This window comes from Mucilaginibacter sp., assembly GCF_965277465.1.
In the GTDB taxonomy this organism is placed as follows: domain Bacteria; phylum Bacteroidota; class Bacteroidia; order Sphingobacteriales; family Sphingobacteriaceae; genus Mucilaginibacter.
Map to the genome: position 1 here is coordinate 1442408 of NZ_CBDICW010000001.1, position 17391 is coordinate 1459798.

Consider the following 17391-nt stretch of genomic DNA (forward strand, 5'->3'; position numbering starts at 1 on the left):
GTTATAATTTGTTGTAAATTTGCCTTATTAAAGTGTCAGTTATAATACGCTTTTATTAAAGGCAATTACAAGGTATACCATTTATACCCGGGCTTTACAATAAAACATTGCTGACCCAAAATGGATGGGTTTTTGTATCAAATAGAATCATGAGTGATATTCAATTAGTTGATTCCCCCGCAGGCGTAGAAGGAGCAGGTTTCTTTGCTACTTCGCTTGATAAGGCAGTAGGTTTAGCACGCGCAAATTCATTATGGCCATTACCATTTGCAACATCATGCTGTGGTATTGAGTTTATGGCCACAATGGCTTCCCATTATGATCTTTCGAGATTTGGGGCCGAGCGCTTAAGCTTTTCTCCGCGCCAGGCCGATCTTTTGATGGTGATGGGCACAATCGCAAAAAAAATGGGTCCGGTTTTAAGGCAGGTATATTTACAAATGGCCGAGCCCCGTTGGGTAATGGCTGTTGGTGCCTGCGCATCAAGCGGTGGTATATTTGATACTTACTCTGTTTTACAGGGTATTGACGAAATTATCCCTGTTGATGTTTATGTTCCGGGATGCCCTCCGCGTCCGGAAGCTATTATTGATGGCTTTATGAACATACAGGAATTGGTGAAAACAGAAAGCGTACGCCGCAGAAATGAGCCGGAATACCAAAAACTATTAGCATCATACGGAATACAATAATGGGTAAGATAACTAACGAAGAGCTTTTACAAAAGATCAGCGGCAGGTTTCAGGATCAGTTTACCGTAGTTGGCGAGCCTTATGGTTTGCTTACGCTGGAAACCAGTGGGGAGCAGATCATTGATCTGTTAACGTATCTGAAAAATGAGCCCGTTCTTCAATTTATATATTTAACAGATATTACAGCTATACATTATCCGCAGCAGGAAAAACAAATAGGTGTTATTTATCACCTGCACAGCCTGGTTAATAATGTACGCATCCGCCTTAAGGTTTTTTTAACCGATAGCGATGTGCATATCCCTACCGCATCATCCATTTGGAATGGTGCAAACTGGATGGAAAGAGAAACCTACGATTTTTTCGGGGTTATATTTGACGGCCACCCGGATTTACGCAGGATATTAAATGTTGACGATATGACAGCTTTCCCGATGCGAAAAGAATTTCCGTTGGAAGACCCTAACCGAGTTGATAAAAAAGATTACTTTTTTGGAAGATAAGAATGCAGAACCATCCGGTATATACAGATAACGATCCGCAAAATGAGCTTTCAACCCTAAATTTAGGGCCAACCCACCCTGCAACACACGGTGTATTTCAAAATGTGCTGCAATTGGATGGTGAAAGAATTGTAAGCGGCGTATCCACCATAGGTTACATACACCGCGCATTTGAAAAAATTGCCGAACACAGGCCATTTTATCAGATAACCCCGCTAACCGACAGGCTAAACTATTGCTCATCGCCCATAAACAATATGGGCTGGCATATGACAGTTGAAAAGCTATTGGATATTAAAACCCCAAAACGTGTTGATTACCTGCGTGTAATTATCATGGAGCTTGCCCGCATCAGCGATCACATTATTTGTAACGGTGTATTAGGGGTTGATACCGGTGCCTTTACAGGTTTCCTTTACATGATGGAGTTTCGCGAGTCTATTTACGAGATCTACGAAGAGATCTGCGGCTCGCGCTTAACAACAAACATTGGCCGTATAGGTGGTTTTGAACGTAACTTTAATACCATTGCTTTTAGCAAGCTGAATAAGTTTTTAGCAGATTTCCCTAAGACGCTCAGAGAATTTGAATCGCTGTTTAACCGTAACCGCATCTTTATAGATCGTACTAAGGATGTAGGTGCCGTAACTGTTGAGGATGCTTTAAACTACAGCTGGAGCGGCCCTTTACTGCGTGCTGCCGGTGTTGATTACGATGTAAGGGCTATGAACCCTTACTCATCCTACGAAGATTTTGATTTTGAAGTACCCGTAGGTACCAATGGCGATGTTTACAGCCGCTATTTAGTACGTAATGAAGAAATGTGGCAGAGCCTGCGCATTATTGAACAAGCTTTGGTTAAGCTGGAAAAAGAGCCGAAGGATATTTTCCATGCTGATGTACCTGAATTTTACCTGCCTCCAAAAGAGGAAGTATATAATAACATGGAAGCTTTGATTTATCACTTTAAAATAGTGATGGGCGAGGTGCCAACCCCAACAACCGAGGTTTATCATTCGGTTGAGGGTGCAAATGGTGAATTAGGGTTTTATCTGGTTAATGATGGCGGTCGTTCGCCATACCGTCTGCATTTCCGCAGGCCAAGTTTCATCAACTACCAGATGTATGCACCTATGAGCCGCGGTATGTTATTGTCTGATGCGATTATTAACATGAGTAGTTTAAACATAATAGCCGGAGAGTTAGATGCTTAGAGTTGAAGAAACACAGGTGCCGGTAGCATTTACTCCGGAACTGATTGCTAAGTTTGATGATATAGTAAGCCGTTATCCCGAAGGGAAACAAAAATCAGCTTTACTGCCTATCCTGCATTTGGTACAGGCCGAGTTTGGCTGGCTAAGTTCGGCAGCGATGGATAAGGTAGCCGAGTATCTGAAAATACAGGATATTGAAGTATACGAGGTAGCAACATTTTACAGTATGTATTTTATGCGCCCGCAGGGCAAATATGCACTGGAGGTTTGCCGTACCGGGCCTTGCTGCCTGGTAGGTGCCGAAAAAATAATGGATTATATTGAACAAAAACTGGGTGTTAAGGAAGGCGAAGTTACTGCCGACGGCTTATTTAGCTGGCGCGGAGTTGAATGCCTTGCTGCATGTGGTTTTGGACCGGTTTTACAAATTGGCCCTGAATATACTTTTTATGAGAATTTGACACCGCAATCGGTTGATCATTTAATTGCCGATTTAAAAGTAAAGGGTAACAACTAATGGCACGTAAATTACTTTTAGAACATATCAACGTACCGGGCATCAATACTTTTGATGTTTATCGCCAAAAGGGTGGTTATGCCTCGGTTGAAAAAGCTTTGAAAACTATGTCGCCTGATGATGTGGTTGAAGAGGTTAAAAAATCCGGGCTGCGTGGCCGTGGTGGTGCAGGTTTTCCTACCGGGATGAAGTGGAGCTTTTTGGCTAAGCCGGAGGGTGTTGCACGTTACCTGGTTTGTAATGCTGATGAATCAGAACCCGGTACATTTAAGGATCGTTATTTAATGACCCACATCCCTCACTTATTAGTTGAGGGTATGATAGTTGCCAGCTATGCGCTGGGTGCTAAAACATCATACATCTACGTTCGTGGTGAAATGATGCCGCAGATCAGGATACTGGAAAGAGCTATCGCGGAAGCAAAAAGTAAAGGATTTTTAGGAAAAAATATATTAGGCAGCGGTTATGACCTTGAGCTTTATGTACAACCCGGTGGCGGTGCATACATCTGCGGCGAAGAAACTGCCCTGCTTGAATCATTAGAAGGTAAACGCGGTAACCCGCGCATTAAACCTCCATTTCCGGCTATTGCTGGTTTGTATGGTTGCCCAACAGTGGTTAACAATGTTGAATCAATTGCCGCAGTAGTACCTATTATTAACGAGGGTGGCGAAGAATATGCTAAAGTAGGCGTAGGCCGCAGCACAGGTACCAAACTAATTTCGGCAGGCGGTAATGTAAAGAACCCCGGCGTTTATGAAATTGACCTTGGCTTACCTGTTGAAGAGTTTTTGTACTCCGATGAATATTGCGGCGGTATAGCAAATGGCAAACGCCTTAAAGCGGTTGTTGCAGGTGGATCATCAGTGCCAATTTTGCCGGCTAACCTGTTCATGAAAACTATCAATAACGAGCCTCGCTTAATGAGCTATGAATCATTGGCCGATGGTGGTTTTGTTAGTGGTACCATGATGGGATCTGGCGGTTTTATTGCGTTTGACGAAGACCAGTGCATTGTACGTAATACCTGGAACTTTACCCGTTTTTATCACCACGAAAGCTGCGGACAATGTTCGCCATGCCGTGAGGGTACCGGGTGGATGGAAAAAGTATTGCACCGCCTGGAGCATGGCCACGGTAAATTGAGCGATATGGATCTTTTGGTTGATGTATCTAAAAAAATTGAAGGCAATACGATTTGTCCGCTGGGTGATGCAGCAGCATGGCCGGTGGCAAGTGCTATCCGCCATTTCAGGGATGAGTTTGAGTGGCATGTAACTAATGGTGCCGAAGCCATAACCCGCAACTACGGAATAGCACATTATGCTGATCCGCTTCCAAAAAAGGAAGAAGTAGTTTAAGTATGGCTTAAAAAGCAATCCCGAACTATACGGGGTGGATTTGCTTAAGGTAAAAGGAAGAGAAAAAGATAATTTTGACTAATACAGAATGTCAGTTAAAGTAACCATAGACGGAATACCCGTTGAAGTAGAACCAGGAACAAGCATCCTTAATGCCGCAAGGCAAATAGGGGGAGATATTGTTCCGCCTGCTATGTGCTATTATTCCAAGCTGGAAGGCAGCGGCGGTAAATGCCGTACTTGCCTTGTAAAGGTGAGCAAAGGATCAGAAAAAGATCCGCGCCCTATGCCTAAGCTGGTAGCATCATGCCGTACCCCTGTAATGGATGGTATGGAGGTACAGAATATTACTTCGCCCGAGGTGGTAGAGGCGCGCAGGGGTATTGTTGAAATACTATTGCTTAACCACCCGCTGGATTGCCCAATTTGCGATCAGGCTGGTGAGTGTGATCTTCAGAATCTGGGTTTTGAGCATGGATCAGCTAAAACACGTTATGAATTTGACCGCCGTACATTTGAAAAAATAGACATTGGTGATAAAATACAGCTGCACATGACACGCTGCATACTTTGCTACCGTTGTGTGTTCACTGCCGATCAGATCACTGATCACCGTATCCACGGGATATTGAACAGGGGCGATCATTCAGAGATCTCAACCTATATTACTGCAGCAGTTGATAATGATTTTTCAGGAAACGTAATTGATGTTTGCCCGGTTGGCGCATTAACCGATAAAACTTTCCGCTTTAAAAATCGTGTTTGGTTTACCAAGCCCGTTGATGCACACCGCGATTGCGATCACGAAAAATGCAACGGAAAAGTAACCCTGTGGTATAAAGGCGAAGAAGTATTACGTGTAACAGCACGTAAAGATAAATACGGCGAGGTTGAAGAATTTATTTGCAATACCTGCCGCTTTGATAAAAAGAAAACTTCTGATTGGGTAATTGAAGGGCCGCGTAAAATATCGCACCACTCGGTTATCAGCTCCAATCATTATGAATTTATACCGTTGCCGGTTGTTAAAACAAACCCGGTATTAATGGAAGCGAACAAAGAACAATTTGAACGAGATACACGCTTATAATGGGATTAGCAGATATAGTAATTAAATTTGTATTGATAGTGATCATTTTCACTATCAGCCTGGTTATTGCCATGTATTCTACCTATGCTGAACGTAAAATAGCAGCATTTTTTCAGGATAGGATAGGCCCTAACCGTGCCGGCCCATGGGGACTTTTACAACCCCTTGCCGATGGTGGCAAGATGTTTTTGAAAGAAGAGATCATCCCAACTAATGCAAGCCCTTTCCTGTTTATTGCAGGGCCATCGCTTGCTATTCTTACCGCATGTATAGGTTCGGCAGTTATTCCCTGGGGGCAAAAAATAGTAATTGGCTCACATACCGTTGATTTACAGGTAACTGATATTAACGTAGGTATCCTGTACATATTTGGTGTGGTATCATTAGGCGTTTATGGCGTAATGATAGGCGGCTGGGCATCTAACAATAAATACTCTTTATTAGGCGCTATCCGTGCAGCCTCACAAAATATCAGCTACGAAATCTCGATGGGTTTATCCATCATAGCCCTGCTGATGCTAACCAATACCTTAAGCTTAAGGGAAATTGCCGAACAACAGCATAGCTGGCACTGGAATATTATACGCCAGCCATTAGGCTTTTTGATATTTATTGTATGTGCATTTGCCGAAACCAACCGTACCCCGTTTGATTTACCGGAGTGCGAAACAGAGTTAGTAGGTGGTTACCATACAGAGTATTCATCAATGAAACTTGGTTTTTACCTGTTTGCAGAGTATATCAACATGTTTATTTCATCGGCAGTAATGGCTACCTTATACTGGGGTGGTTATAACTATCCGGGGATGGATTGGATGCTTGCGCATACAGGGCCAACTATTGCGCCTATTATAGGAGTTATCGTATTATTTGCTAAAGTTTTTATGTTCATCTTCTTTTTTATGTGGGTACGCTGGACAATTCCGCGTTTCCGCTACGATCAGCTGATGGACCTGGGCTGGAAGATATTGATACCTTTGGCTATTGCCAATATTGTACTTACCGGTATAGTGAGTACAGGACTTAAATACCTTGGATTGTAATTAAATGGAATCACTAAGTAATAAGAAGAAAGTACTGGAAGTAAAGCCGCTCAACTTTTTAGAGCGTGCCTATCTGCCTGCCATTGTTGGCGGCTTGGCCACTACAATGAAACACTTTTTCAAGAAACCTGTAACCATCAGTTATCCTGAAGAAAAGCGTGAGTTTTCTGAAAACTTCCGGGGTATGCACTCGCTGAAGCGCGATGAGAATGGTAAGGAACGTTGCACAGCCTGCGGTTTGTGCGCCCTATCTTGCCCGGCCGAAGCTATCACCATGACTGCTGCTGAGCGCCAGAAAGGCGAAGAGCATTTATACCGTGAAGAAAAATACGCTGCCGTTTACGAAATAAACATGCTGCGTTGTATTTTTTGCGGCTTATGCGAAGAAGCATGCCCGAAAGAAGCAATTTATTTAGATGGCGATATTGTACCGGCCGACTATTTAAGGAAAGATTTTATTTACGGTAAAGACAAATTAGTAGAGGCTCCCTTAAATCAATAAAGAAGTTTTATACCTTTGCCCAACTCTTTTAAGGAGTAAAGGTATTTTGAAATATAAACCATGAGTACATTTTACTTCATCGCATTTTTGTCCGTATTTTTTTCAATACTGGTTATTACTGCCAAAAATCCTGTACACAGTATACTTTACCTTATACTAACCTTTTTTACATTCACCATCCATTATATTTTAATGAATGCCCAGTTTTTGGCCATCGTTAACTTTATAGTATATATGGGTGCCATCCTGGTGTTGTTCTTATACACTTTGATGCTCATCAACCTGAATAAAGAATCGGAGCCGCGTAAATCAAACCTGGTTAAAATAGCCGGCTTTATTGGCGGCGGTTGCTTTTTAGTAGTAATTATTGCTGCAACCAAAGCATTTAAGGTATCGGCCCTGTAGTATTATCAAACCCTGACCTGGGCCTGGTAAAAAACTTAGGAAAAATATTGTTTAACGAATATTTACTGCCATTTGAAGTATCTTCAGTATTGCTGTTATCGGCAATGGTGGGTGCGGTATTATTAGCTACTAAAGACACAAAAACTGCCTGATGGAAACACTAACTAAAAATATACAAGGCGTGCCGCTTAACCATTACATCTTGTTGTGCGCTGTCATTTTTTCGATAGGGGTTATCGGCGTATTGATACGTCGTAATGCTATCGTAATATTTATGTCTGTTGAGCTGATGTTAAATTCAGTTAACCTTTTGCTAACCGCATTCTCTGTTTACAGGGGCGATGCAACCGGGCAGGTATTTGTGTTTTTCATAATGGCCCTGGCAGCAGCCGAGGTAGCTGTAGGTTTAGCCATCATTGTAATGATCTACCGGAACACAAATTCGATTGACATCAATGTGCTGAACAGGTTAAAGTGGTAAATTAAATTTTAGAGCCGCTCGCCGGTTTTAAATCATAATAAACAATATACGCATTATTGCGGGTAACTAAGCAAGCACTAACCGTAAGGGCAGGTTTGCATAAGAGCATTATAAAAGTTAAAAATGGATAAATATATCTGGCTTATTCCTTTATTACCGTTAGCCGGTTTTATTATTAATGGTATCGGTCGTAATACCCTGCCAAAGGCAGCTATCGGGTTTATCGGTAGTGTACTGGTATTAATTTCTTTCGGTTTAAGTGTAGCTGCTTTTCTTCAGATAAAATCTACAGGTCATCAAATTGATGTAACTCTTTTTAACTGGTTCTCTGCCGGGAGCGTTAATGTATCATTCGCGTTTCTGATCGATCAGTTAAGTTCCATCATGCTGTTAATTATAACAGGGGTAGGCTTCCTGATCCATTTATATTCAGTGGGCTACATGAAGGATGATGCTGGCTTTGGTAAGTTTTTCGCCTACCTTAACCTGTTTATCTTCTTTATGCTTTTACTGGTATTGGGCTCCAACTACCTGATCATGTTTATCGGCTGGGAAGGCGTAGGGCTATGCTCATACCTGTTAATCGGCTTCTGGTATACTAATCCTGATTATGCCGATGCAGCAAAGAAAGCCTTCATCATGAACCGTATTGGTGATCTTGGCTTTATCATCGCTATATTCCTGATCATGATTGTTTTCGGTAGCGCCAACTATGCTGATGTTTTTAAATTAGCAGGTACGCACGAATATTCAGGAACACCTTACGTATTAATTACCATGTTGCTGTTTGTAGGCGCGGTAGGTAAATCGGCACAGCTGCCTTTGTTTACCTGGCTGCCCGATGCAATGGCCGGCCCAACGCCAGTTTCGGCATTGATCCACGCTGCAACAATGGTTACAGCTGGTATCTACATGATAGCGCGCTCAAATATTTTGTTTACACTGGCACCGGTAACGCTTCATGTAATTGCCATAGTAGGTTTAACTACTGCGGTTATTGCAGCACTGATTGCCCTATCACAAACAGATATTAAAAAGGTACTGGCTTATTCAACCGTATCACAATTAGGTTATATGTTTTTAGGCTTAGGCGTTGGCGCTTATACCGGGGCATTTTTCCACGTACTTACCCACGCATTTTTCAAGGCATTATTGTTTTTGGGTGCAGGTTCGGTTATCCACGCAGCAAGCGGGGAGCAGGATATGCGCAAAATGGGCGGACTAAAAGGTAAGCTACCTATAACCTTTGCTACCATGATGATTGGTACACTGGCTATTTCAGGGATCCCGCCGTTTGCAGGTTTCTTTTCAAAGGATGAGATCCTGGCACATGCCTTTATGCAAAGCACTACCATGTACGTAATAGGGGTTATCACAGCAATGTTTACGGCCTTTTATATGTTCAGGATGATGTACCTTACTTTTTACGGAAAGTTTAGAGGTACGCATGACCAGGAACATCACCTGCATGAATCTCCTGTATCTATGACCATACCGCTTATTGTATTAGCCGTATTATCAATAGCAGGTGGTTTTATCGGCGTACCCGAATCATTGGGTGGTCATCACTGGCTGGAGCATTTCCTTGCCCCGGTTTTTGAAAGATCATCTGCGCTGATGGTTCAAACCCCATTGTCATCATCGTTCGAAATTACTTTAATGTGCATATCAGTTGGCGGTGCCATACTTGCTATTATATATGCCTATATTAAATATGTTAAAAATGCGCACATCCCGGTTGCTGATACTGAAGAGCGCCCGGCATTGGTTGCTATATCATACCACAAATTTTACCTGGATGAATTATATGATACCATTATCCGCAAGCCATTGGATGCCTTATCAGTATTCTTTTACAAAGTGGTTGACCGTTTAGGAATTGATGGTTTTGTAAATGGTTTAGGTAAAGGAACTATAGAAACAAGCAAAGGTTTACGTTTATTACAAACAGGTAATGTAGGCTTTTACATATTTATGATGGTGGTGGGTATCATCTCCATATTGATGTATATTTTGGTTAAAGCATAAAAAAACGATAGCGTTTACAATATAAAATGACGGTTAGTATCTTAATTTTTTTACCGGTAATTGCGGCTCTTGCTGTTTTATTATTCAAGAACGGTGCAGCTAAGCATGCGGCGTTAACTTTTGCTATTGCAGAACTGGCGGTCGCCTTATTATTCTTAAGCCGCTTTGTGCCCGATGCCTCCTTTCAGTTTGGTACAAGTGCACCGTGGATCCCTAAATTAGGTATCTACTTTAGCGCAGGCATTGATGGTATTAGTATGATGATGGTATTGCTTACCACTATACTTGTGCCGCTTATTATTTTAACTACTTACAAGCACGAGTATAAAAATGCATCTGCTTTTTACGCTTTAATATTATTTATGCAGGCTGGCCTGCTGGTAGTATTTACAGCGTTAGACGGATTTTTATTTTATATAGGATGGGAAGCAGCACTGATCCCTATCTATTTTATCTGCTCAATGTGGGGTGGTCAAAATCGGGTTAAGGTTACCATTAAGTTTTTCATCTATACGTTCTCGGGTTCGTTATTTATGTTGCTGGGTATAATTTATCTGTACCTGCAAACCCCTGCAAAAACTTATGATCTTTTTGAGTTCTACCGTTTAGCGCTCGATCCGCATCACCAGGCATTTATTTTCTGGGCTTTCTTTTTAGCGTTTGCTATCAAGATGCCTTTGTTCCCTTTCCATACCTGGCAGCCGGATACCTATACCGAAGCACCTTCGGCAGGTACCATGATGTTAGCCGGTATAATGCTGAAGATGGGGGTTTATGGCGTTATCCGCTGGATGATCCCTAATGCGCCGCTTGGCTTTTTACAATGGCAAAGCCTTACGGTTATGCTGGCCGTAATAGGTATTGGTTATGCTTCAATTATTGCATTTACCCAAAAAGATGGTAAGCGTTTGGTTGCTTACTCATCAATAGCTCACGTTGGCTTAATAGCCGCAGGTATTTTTGTATGGAACCGCGAAGGTGTACAGGGTGCCATGATCCAGATGCTTACACACGGTGTTAACGTGGTGGGTTTATTCTTTGTCTGGGATATTATCAGCAGCCGTTTAAATACCAGGGATACCAGCGAATTGGGTGGAATAGCTAAAGTGGCTCCTAAGTTTGCCGTAGCGTTCCTGATCATTGTATTGGGTACCGTAGCTTTACCTTTAACCAATGGATTTATTGGTGAGTTCCTGTTGCTGAGCAGCGTTTTTCAATGGAATATATGGATGGTAACCGCAGCAGGCTCAACCATGATATTTGGTGCAGTTTATATGCTGCGCATGTATAAAAAAGTAATGCACGGCGAAACCAATGCCCTTACAGCAACCTTTACCGACATCAGCGGTTCAGAAACGCTTACTTTGGGTATTATCTGCGCCCTTGTTATAATTGTTGGTGTTTATCCGCAACCTATTCTTCATATCTCTGAAGCCGCAGTAAACCATTTGGTTGATGTGGTGAATGTAAAATTTGGACCAGTAAAATAATGAATACTCTAATTATTATATCTGTTTTACCTATTGTGCTTTTGTACCTGGGTTTATATAAAGCTCAAAAAGCTTTGTTACCGGTTACTGTAATTGGTTTGCTGGTTGCTTTAGGTTGTGCTATTGCACAATGGAGCAACAATGCACAGCCAATTTATCATGGTATGATGTTGTTTGATAACTTCTCCATCGTTTTTGCGGGCATTACTATTGTAACTACCATCCTGATCATCTTTCTTTCAAAAGGATATTTTGAAAAGATCAGCAGCCATATAGCCGAGTACTATGCTATCATATTGTTCTCATTAGCGGGTATTATTGTAATGGTTTCTTTTTATAACCTTACCATGATGTTTATCGGTATCGAGATCATGTCTGTAAGTTTATATATCCTTGCGGGTATTAAGAAGAGCGATTTTGCATCCAACGAAGCAGCTTTAAAATATTTCCTGATGGGTGCTTTTTCAACAGGTTTCCTGTTGTTTGGTATTACCCTGATTTACGGTACCTGCGGTTCATTTAACCTGGAAACTATCCGTAACTGGGTTGTTGAGCACCCGCATAATATCGACCCGATGTTTTATACAGGCATCCTGTTAATTATTGTTGGTCTTTGCTTTAAAATAGGCGCAGCACCTTTCCATTTCTGGACACCTGATGTGTATGAAGGTTCCCCAACGCTGATCACTGCATTCATGTCTACAGTAGTTAAAACAGCTGGTTTTGCAGCGTTTTTACGCCTGTTCACTGCTTGCTTCGCACCCCTGTCTGATTTTTGGGTACCGGTATTATTAATCATTACAGTTGTTACCTTGTTCATTGGTAATATTACGGCACTTTACCAGCATAGCTTTAAAAGGATGCTGGCGTTTTCAAGTATTTCGCATGCTGGTTACTTATTATTTGCTATAGTGGCGTTAGGCGCAAGTTCTGCCAATTCGGTGTTTGTGTATGCTACGGCTTATTCTATAGCATCTATCATTGCATTTGGCGCCTTGATATTGGTTCAGCAGGAATCAGGCAGCGATAACTTCGAGAGCTTTAACGGCCTTTCAAAAAAGAATCCTTTTCTGGCGCTTGTATTAACCATAGCCATGTTATCATTAGCTGGTATCCCGCTTACAGCAGGCTTTATAGGTAAGTTCTTTATGTTTACCGGCGCGCTAAGCCAGTATCATGTATGGATGGTTGTATTGGCTGTTGTTAACGCTGTGATCAGTATATTCTACTATTTCAGGGTTATTATAGCTATGTATTTCCGCGATGAGGACCGTGCAGAATTAACCATCCCGGTTTACTATAAACTGGTACTGGGCTTCTCGGCATTGGTAACTATCCTGATCGGTATTTATCCTGCTTTCATTTCGGGCCTCATATAATCTGTAACATAAGCATTACAAATTGATTTAATATTTGTAGCTTTACGGATATAGTGAATGGATAATTTTTGGGAACATCTTCAAAATTTAACGGACGCTCAATCCATAATAAGCTTGGGGTTTTACTTTTTGCTTATTGTTGTATTTGCTGAAACCGGTCTGTTTTTCGGGTTTTTTTTACCCGGGGACTATCTCCTGTTTATGGCTGGCGTGTTTTGCTCATCCGGCAGATTCAGCGTATCCATCTACACATTAGTACTTTCACTTATTGCTGCAGGCGTTTTAGGCAACTTTACGGGCTACTGGTTTGGATACCGAACGGGGCCAAAACTCTTCAATAAAAACGATTCTTTGTTTTTTAAAAAGCGATATGTAACACTTGCCGAAGAATTTTATACAAAATATAGCGGTATGGCTATTGTTTTAGGCAGATTTTTCCCGATAATTAGAACTTTTGCACCTATCTTTGCAGGAGTTGTTAAAGTTGACCTTAAAAAGTTTACATTATACAACATTATTGGCTGTGTTGCCTGGGTAAACACTTTTACTTTGGCTGGGTATTTTTTAGGTATGAGATACCCGCAGCTGAAAGACAATATGCAGTATATTATTATCGGATTGATAATAATTACAACAATTCCGCTTATTATGGCTTTTATAAGGCAATGTGTAAACAGGCGAAATATTAAAGAACTAAAATAAAATAACTTAAATGAGTACTCAACACCCATGGCACCAGGTATCTCCTGGTAATAATGTTCCTGAAATTGTTAACGCTATTATTGAAATACCAAAAGGTTCAAAAGCTAAGTATGAAATTGATAAAGACTCCGGCTTATTAAAGCTTGACCGTGTTTTGTTTTCATCAGTAATGTACCCTGCTAACTATGGCTTTATCCCGCAAACTTTTTGCGATGATAACGACCCGTTGGATATTTTGGTACTTTGTTCTATCGACGTATTCCCTATGTCAATCATCGAAGCTAAAGTTATCGGTGTAATGCATATGGTTGATAATGGCGAGCAGGATGACAAGATCATCGCGGTAGCAAAAAACGACATGTCAGTAAATTACATTAATGACCTTGCCGAACTACCTCCGCATGCGATGACCGAAATTGTTCGTTTCTTTAAAGACTATAAAAAGCTTGAAGGTAAAAACGTAACTATTGAACACTTATTAGGTATGCGTTATGCCCATAAAGTGATAAAAGAGAGTATGGAATTGTATCAGTCTACTTTTCCTGTGTACCAATAATTGATTTATGGGGCCCGATCTTGAAATAAACGGTTACTACCTTTTCCTTACCTTATTTTTGGTTGCGCTCAACGGCTTTTTTGTAGCTGCGGAGTTTGCTATGGTGAGGGTTCGGGGCTCACAGATTGAATTAAAGGCTAAAACCGGCAGCAATGTTGCCAAAATAGCCCGTAGTATAATGCATAATTTAGATGGTTATCTTGCTGCAACGCAGTTAGGGGTAACCATTGCTTCGTTAGGGCTGGGTGTAGTTGGGCAGGATGTGTTCACCAAAATAATATTCAGGATCTTCCTGTTGTTCGGCGTACCTATCCAATCCACATTTATCATCAATACCAGCCATGTGGTGGCCTTTGCGCTTATCACAACGTTCCATATCATATTTGGAGAGTTAGCACCTAAGTCTATAGCCATCCAAAGATCGGTACGTACCGTTATGGCTATATCGCTGCCGTTAAGGTTTTTCTTTGCCGTGTTTAAGCCTATTATTTGGCTGTTAAATAATGTAGCCAACTTTGTTTTAAGGATGATAGGCATCAATCCATTGCAAGGCGAAGCGGTACACAGCTCAGAAGAACTGCAATACCTGCTTGACCAGGGTAAAGAAACTGGTGCGCTCGACTCTAACGAACATGAGTTGATTCAGAATGTGTTTGACTTTAACGAGCGTGTAGTAAAAAATATCATGGTGCCCCGTACCAAAATATCGGGCGTTGATATTAATACCGATACGGAAGAACTATTGCAAATCATCATAACCGAAGGCTACTCGCGTATGCCGGTTTATGATGATGTTATTGATAAAATTATAGGTATAGTACACGCCAAGGATATTTTGCCTTTGCTGGCCCGTAATGAAGAGATCATCCTGAAAAATATTATCCGCAAACCATACTTTATCCCCGAAACCAAAAAGATCAATGATCTGATGGCCGAGCTGCAACAAAAGCGGATCCAGATTGCCATCGTATCCGACGAGTTTGGCGGTACAGCAGGTATGGTTACCCTGGAGGATATTGTTGAAGAATTAGTAGGTGAGATACAGGACGAATACGATGAGGAAAAGCCAATTGTAGAAGTGGTGAACGAGCGTGAATTTATTGTGAATGCCCTTGCACCTATTTACGATGTGAACGGCCATTTACCGCACGATCTGCCTGAGGATGGAGATTTTGATACCGTTTCGGGCTGGTTGGGTGATATTTTTGGTAAGATCCCTGACGTAGGCGAGCAAAAGGAGTCAAACGGCTATAACATTACCGTATTAAAGAAATCTGATCAAAATATCGAATCAGTAAAGCTCGAATTACTGATAAATGAGGAAGATGCTGTAGATTTACATTAATCTGCCAAGTATGCAACTTTTTTACACCCCCGATATTAACCCATCGCACCCGCAATATTTTTTGAGCGAAGAGGAAAGCAAACACTGTATCCGTGTATTGCGCCTTGATGCAGGCAGCGAGGTACAGTTGATTGATGGCAAAGGCGGCCTTTACAATGCCAGCATAAAAGATGCGCACCCTAAAAGAGTGATCCTGCAGATCAACTCGGTAGTTACGGAGTTTAACAAGCGTAACCATTACCTGCATATAGCCATTGCACCCACAAAAAATATTGAGCGTATTGAATGGTTTTTAGAAAAGGCCACCGAGATAGGTATCGATGAGATCTCATTGATCATCTGCCAGCGGTCAGAACGAAAGGATGCGAAAGTGGAGCGCTTAAATAAGATCATTACCTCAGCTATTAAGCAGTCTCTTAAGGCATATCATCCCATTTTAAATGAGGCAATGGCTTATGATAAGTTTATTGCTAAACCATTTGAGGGGCAAAAGTATATTGCCCATTGCGAGGATGGAGATAAAACCAATCTTAAGGTTGATGCACTAAGCAATGGCCGCTACCTGGTATTGATTGGCCCGGAGGGTGATTTTTCGCCAGGGGAGATTGATAGCGCTTTGCAAAATGGTTTTAAAGCCATAACTTTAGGTGAAAGCAGGTTAAGAACAGAAACCGCCGCATTGGAAGCTTGTTTTGAAGCCAACTTTTTGAACCGATAAATGAAAAAAGCCTTTTATACCGGGTTTGCTTTTTTGCTGCTGATTACCATCAGCAGCTTTAATAGACCTGCCTATAAAATGGCTAAGCTTAAATATAATGGTGGCGGCGATTGGTATGGCGACAGAACCGCATTGCCAAACCTGATTAAGTTTTGTAACGATAACCTGAAAACCAATTTTCAGCCCGAAGATGAGGTTGTTGAAGCCGGTAGTGCCGAGTTGTTCAACTATCCGTTTATATTTATGACAGGGCACGGCAATGTGATCTTCTCAGATCAGGAGGTTCGTAACCTGCGTAAATATTTAACAGGCGGTGGCTTTTTGCATATTGACGATAATTATGGCCTCGATCAGTTTGTGCGTCCGCAAATGAAAAAGGTATTCCCCGAGCTTGATTTTGTGGAGCTGCCGCTTAATCACCCCATTTATCATCAAAAATACAGCTTCCCGATGGGCTTGCCGAAAATTCACGAGCATGATGGTAAACGCCCACAGGGTTTTGGCCTGATCTACAAAGGACGGCTGGTGTGTTTTTATACCTATGAATGCGATTTAGGCAACGGCTGGGAGGATTATGGTACCTACGCTAATGATACGCAGGAAAACCGTATAAAGGCCCTTAAAATGGGTGCAAACTTAATACAGTACGTATTAACACAATAAGGATCACAGATTTTTTTACTGCTATTTTTAATTGCACCGATTAATTACAGTGTTGCTTCTGCATGCTTGTCAAATCCTGATTTATATATCTTCCTGTAAACCTTTCATAATAAGCGTTGATTTTATTAATTTGTGCGGAACATAAATATTTTAACCTAATATTGTTAAAACGCAAACCAATCCGATAAGCATGTACCAGGTAAAAGTAAACAGCGATTATAATTTTGAGATCGATAAAAAAGGGGATGAGCTTACCGTTAACGGTGTTGTTTTGCGGCCCGATATTCAGCAGTTAAATGCTTCATCGTGGCATATTATAAATGAACTGCAATCATATAATGTGGAGGTGGTGAACTTTAACAGCGATGAGAAAACTGCCGAAATTAAAGTAAACAACCATATTTATAAAGTTACGGCTAAAGATCAGTTTGATGTTTTGCTGGATAAGATGGGTTTGAGCAGTTTAAATGCAACCAAGGTAAGCGATGTTAAGGCCCCAATGCCTGGAATGGTACTTAAAGTATTTGTTACCGAAGGAGAAGAAATTAAAAAAGGTGATAACCTGTTTGTGCTGGAAGCCATGAAAATGGAGAACATTATCAAAGCGCCGGCTGATGTTACCGTTAAAACAGTTAAAATAAAGCCGGGTGATAAGGTAGAAAAGGGCCAGGTTTTAATGATGTTTTAACCACTCATCATAAA

Annotated in this window: 18 protein-coding genes and 1 pseudogene; all 19 read left to right on the forward strand. The window is 41.4% G+C overall.

From position 1 onward, the window contains the following. Positions 1-149 precede the first annotated feature (149 nt). The 19 genes and pseudogenes from ACQY4U_RS06615 to ACQY4U_RS06705 all read left to right on the forward strand — a co-directional run bounded on the left by ACQY4U_RS06615 (position 150) and on the right by ACQY4U_RS06705 (position 17377). Positions 150-692, forward strand: a complete 543-nt coding sequence (locus ACQY4U_RS06615) for an NADH-quinone oxidoreductase subunit B (protein ID WP_428328606.1) — start codon at positions 150-152, stop codon at positions 690-692. Next, positions 692-1195 (forward strand): NADH-quinone oxidoreductase subunit C, encoded by a 504-nt coding sequence (locus ACQY4U_RS06620; protein WP_428328607.1) that lies wholly within the window; start codon positions 692-694, stop codon positions 1193-1195. The genes ACQY4U_RS06615 and ACQY4U_RS06620 overlap by 1 nt, the downstream gene beginning before the upstream one ends. Before the next feature lie 2 nt (positions 1196-1197). Beyond that, positions 1198-2409 (forward strand): NADH-quinone oxidoreductase subunit D, encoded by a 1212-nt coding sequence (locus tag ACQY4U_RS06625; RefSeq protein WP_428328608.1) that lies wholly within the window; start codon positions 1198-1200, stop codon positions 2407-2409. After that, positions 2402-2926: an NADH-quinone oxidoreductase subunit NuoE gene (nuoE, locus tag ACQY4U_RS06630; RefSeq protein WP_428328609.1), complete on the forward strand. Its 525-nt coding sequence runs from the start codon at positions 2402-2404 to the stop codon at positions 2924-2926. The genes ACQY4U_RS06625 and nuoE overlap by 8 nt, the downstream gene beginning before the upstream one ends. Further along, positions 2926-4287 (forward strand): NADH-quinone oxidoreductase subunit NuoF, encoded by a 1362-nt coding sequence (nuoF, locus tag ACQY4U_RS06635; protein ID WP_428328610.1) that lies wholly within the window; start codon positions 2926-2928, stop codon positions 4285-4287. Before nuoE ends, nuoF begins: the two co-directional genes overlap by 1 nt. A gap of 88 nt (positions 4288-4375) precedes the next feature. Continuing rightward, on the forward strand, positions 4376-5377 hold the full coding sequence (locus ACQY4U_RS06640) for a 2Fe-2S iron-sulfur cluster-binding protein (protein ID WP_428328611.1): 1002 nt from the start codon (positions 4376-4378) through the stop codon (positions 5375-5377). Further along, a complete protein-coding gene (nuoH, locus tag ACQY4U_RS06645) occupies positions 5377-6420 on the forward strand; it encodes an NADH-quinone oxidoreductase subunit NuoH (RefSeq protein WP_428328612.1) in 1044 nt (347 codons plus the stop codon). Before ACQY4U_RS06640 ends, nuoH begins: the two co-directional genes overlap by 1 nt. Before the next feature lie 4 nt (positions 6421-6424). Further along, positions 6425-6922, forward strand: a complete 498-nt coding sequence (locus ACQY4U_RS06650; protein WP_428328613.1) for a NuoI/complex I 23 kDa subunit family protein — start codon at positions 6425-6427, stop codon at positions 6920-6922. 60 nt (positions 6923-6982) lie between these two features. Continuing rightward, positions 6983-7479: pseudogene (locus ACQY4U_RS06655) on the forward strand (NADH-quinone oxidoreductase subunit J family protein). Then, positions 7479-7808, forward strand: a complete 330-nt coding sequence (gene nuoK, locus ACQY4U_RS06660; RefSeq protein ID WP_428328614.1) for an NADH-quinone oxidoreductase subunit NuoK — start codon at positions 7479-7481, stop codon at positions 7806-7808. Before ACQY4U_RS06655 ends, nuoK begins: the two are co-directional and overlap by 1 nt. Positions 7809-7931: 123 nt before the next feature. Then, entirely contained in the window at positions 7932-9836 is a 1905-nt protein-coding gene (gene nuoL, locus ACQY4U_RS06665) for an NADH-quinone oxidoreductase subunit L (RefSeq protein WP_428328615.1), read from the forward strand. A 26-nt stretch (positions 9837-9862) separates the two neighbouring features. Next, complete coding sequence (locus tag ACQY4U_RS06670; protein ID WP_428328616.1) at positions 9863-11326, forward strand: complex I subunit 4 family protein; 1464 nt, start codon at positions 9863-9865, stop codon at positions 11324-11326. Then, positions 11326-12705: an NADH-quinone oxidoreductase subunit N gene (locus ACQY4U_RS06675; protein WP_428328617.1), complete on the forward strand. Its 1380-nt coding sequence runs from the start codon at positions 11326-11328 to the stop codon at positions 12703-12705. The genes ACQY4U_RS06670 and ACQY4U_RS06675 overlap by 1 nt, the downstream gene beginning before the upstream one ends. A 57-nt stretch (positions 12706-12762) precedes the next feature. Beyond that, on the forward strand, positions 12763-13407 hold the full coding sequence (locus tag ACQY4U_RS06680; RefSeq protein ID WP_428328618.1) for a DedA family protein: 645 nt from the start codon (positions 12763-12765) through the stop codon (positions 13405-13407). A gap of 10 nt (positions 13408-13417) precedes the next feature. Next, positions 13418-13963, forward strand: coding sequence for an inorganic diphosphatase (locus ACQY4U_RS06685; protein ID WP_428328619.1), 546 nt, complete (start codon positions 13418-13420; stop codon positions 13961-13963). A gap of 7 nt (positions 13964-13970) precedes the next feature. Next, positions 13971-15308 carry a hemolysin family protein gene (locus tag ACQY4U_RS06690; protein ID WP_428328620.1) on the forward strand — a complete coding sequence of 446 codons (1338 nt, stop codon included), beginning with the start codon at positions 13971-13973 and terminating at the stop codon, positions 15306-15308. A gap of 10 nt (positions 15309-15318) precedes the next feature. After that, complete coding sequence (locus ACQY4U_RS06695) at positions 15319-16026, forward strand: 16S rRNA (uracil(1498)-N(3))-methyltransferase (RefSeq protein WP_428328621.1); 708 nt, start codon at positions 15319-15321, stop codon at positions 16024-16026. Further along, the gene (locus tag ACQY4U_RS06700) at positions 16027-16689 is read left to right on the forward strand and encodes a DUF4159 domain-containing protein (protein ID WP_428328622.1); all 663 of its coding nucleotides are present in this window, start codon (positions 16027-16029) and stop codon (positions 16687-16689) included. Between the two features lie 190 nt (positions 16690-16879). After that, a complete protein-coding gene (locus ACQY4U_RS06705; RefSeq protein WP_428328623.1) occupies positions 16880-17377 on the forward strand; it encodes a biotin/lipoyl-containing protein in 498 nt (165 codons plus the stop codon). The last annotated feature ends 14 nt before the right edge of the window (positions 17378-17391 follow it).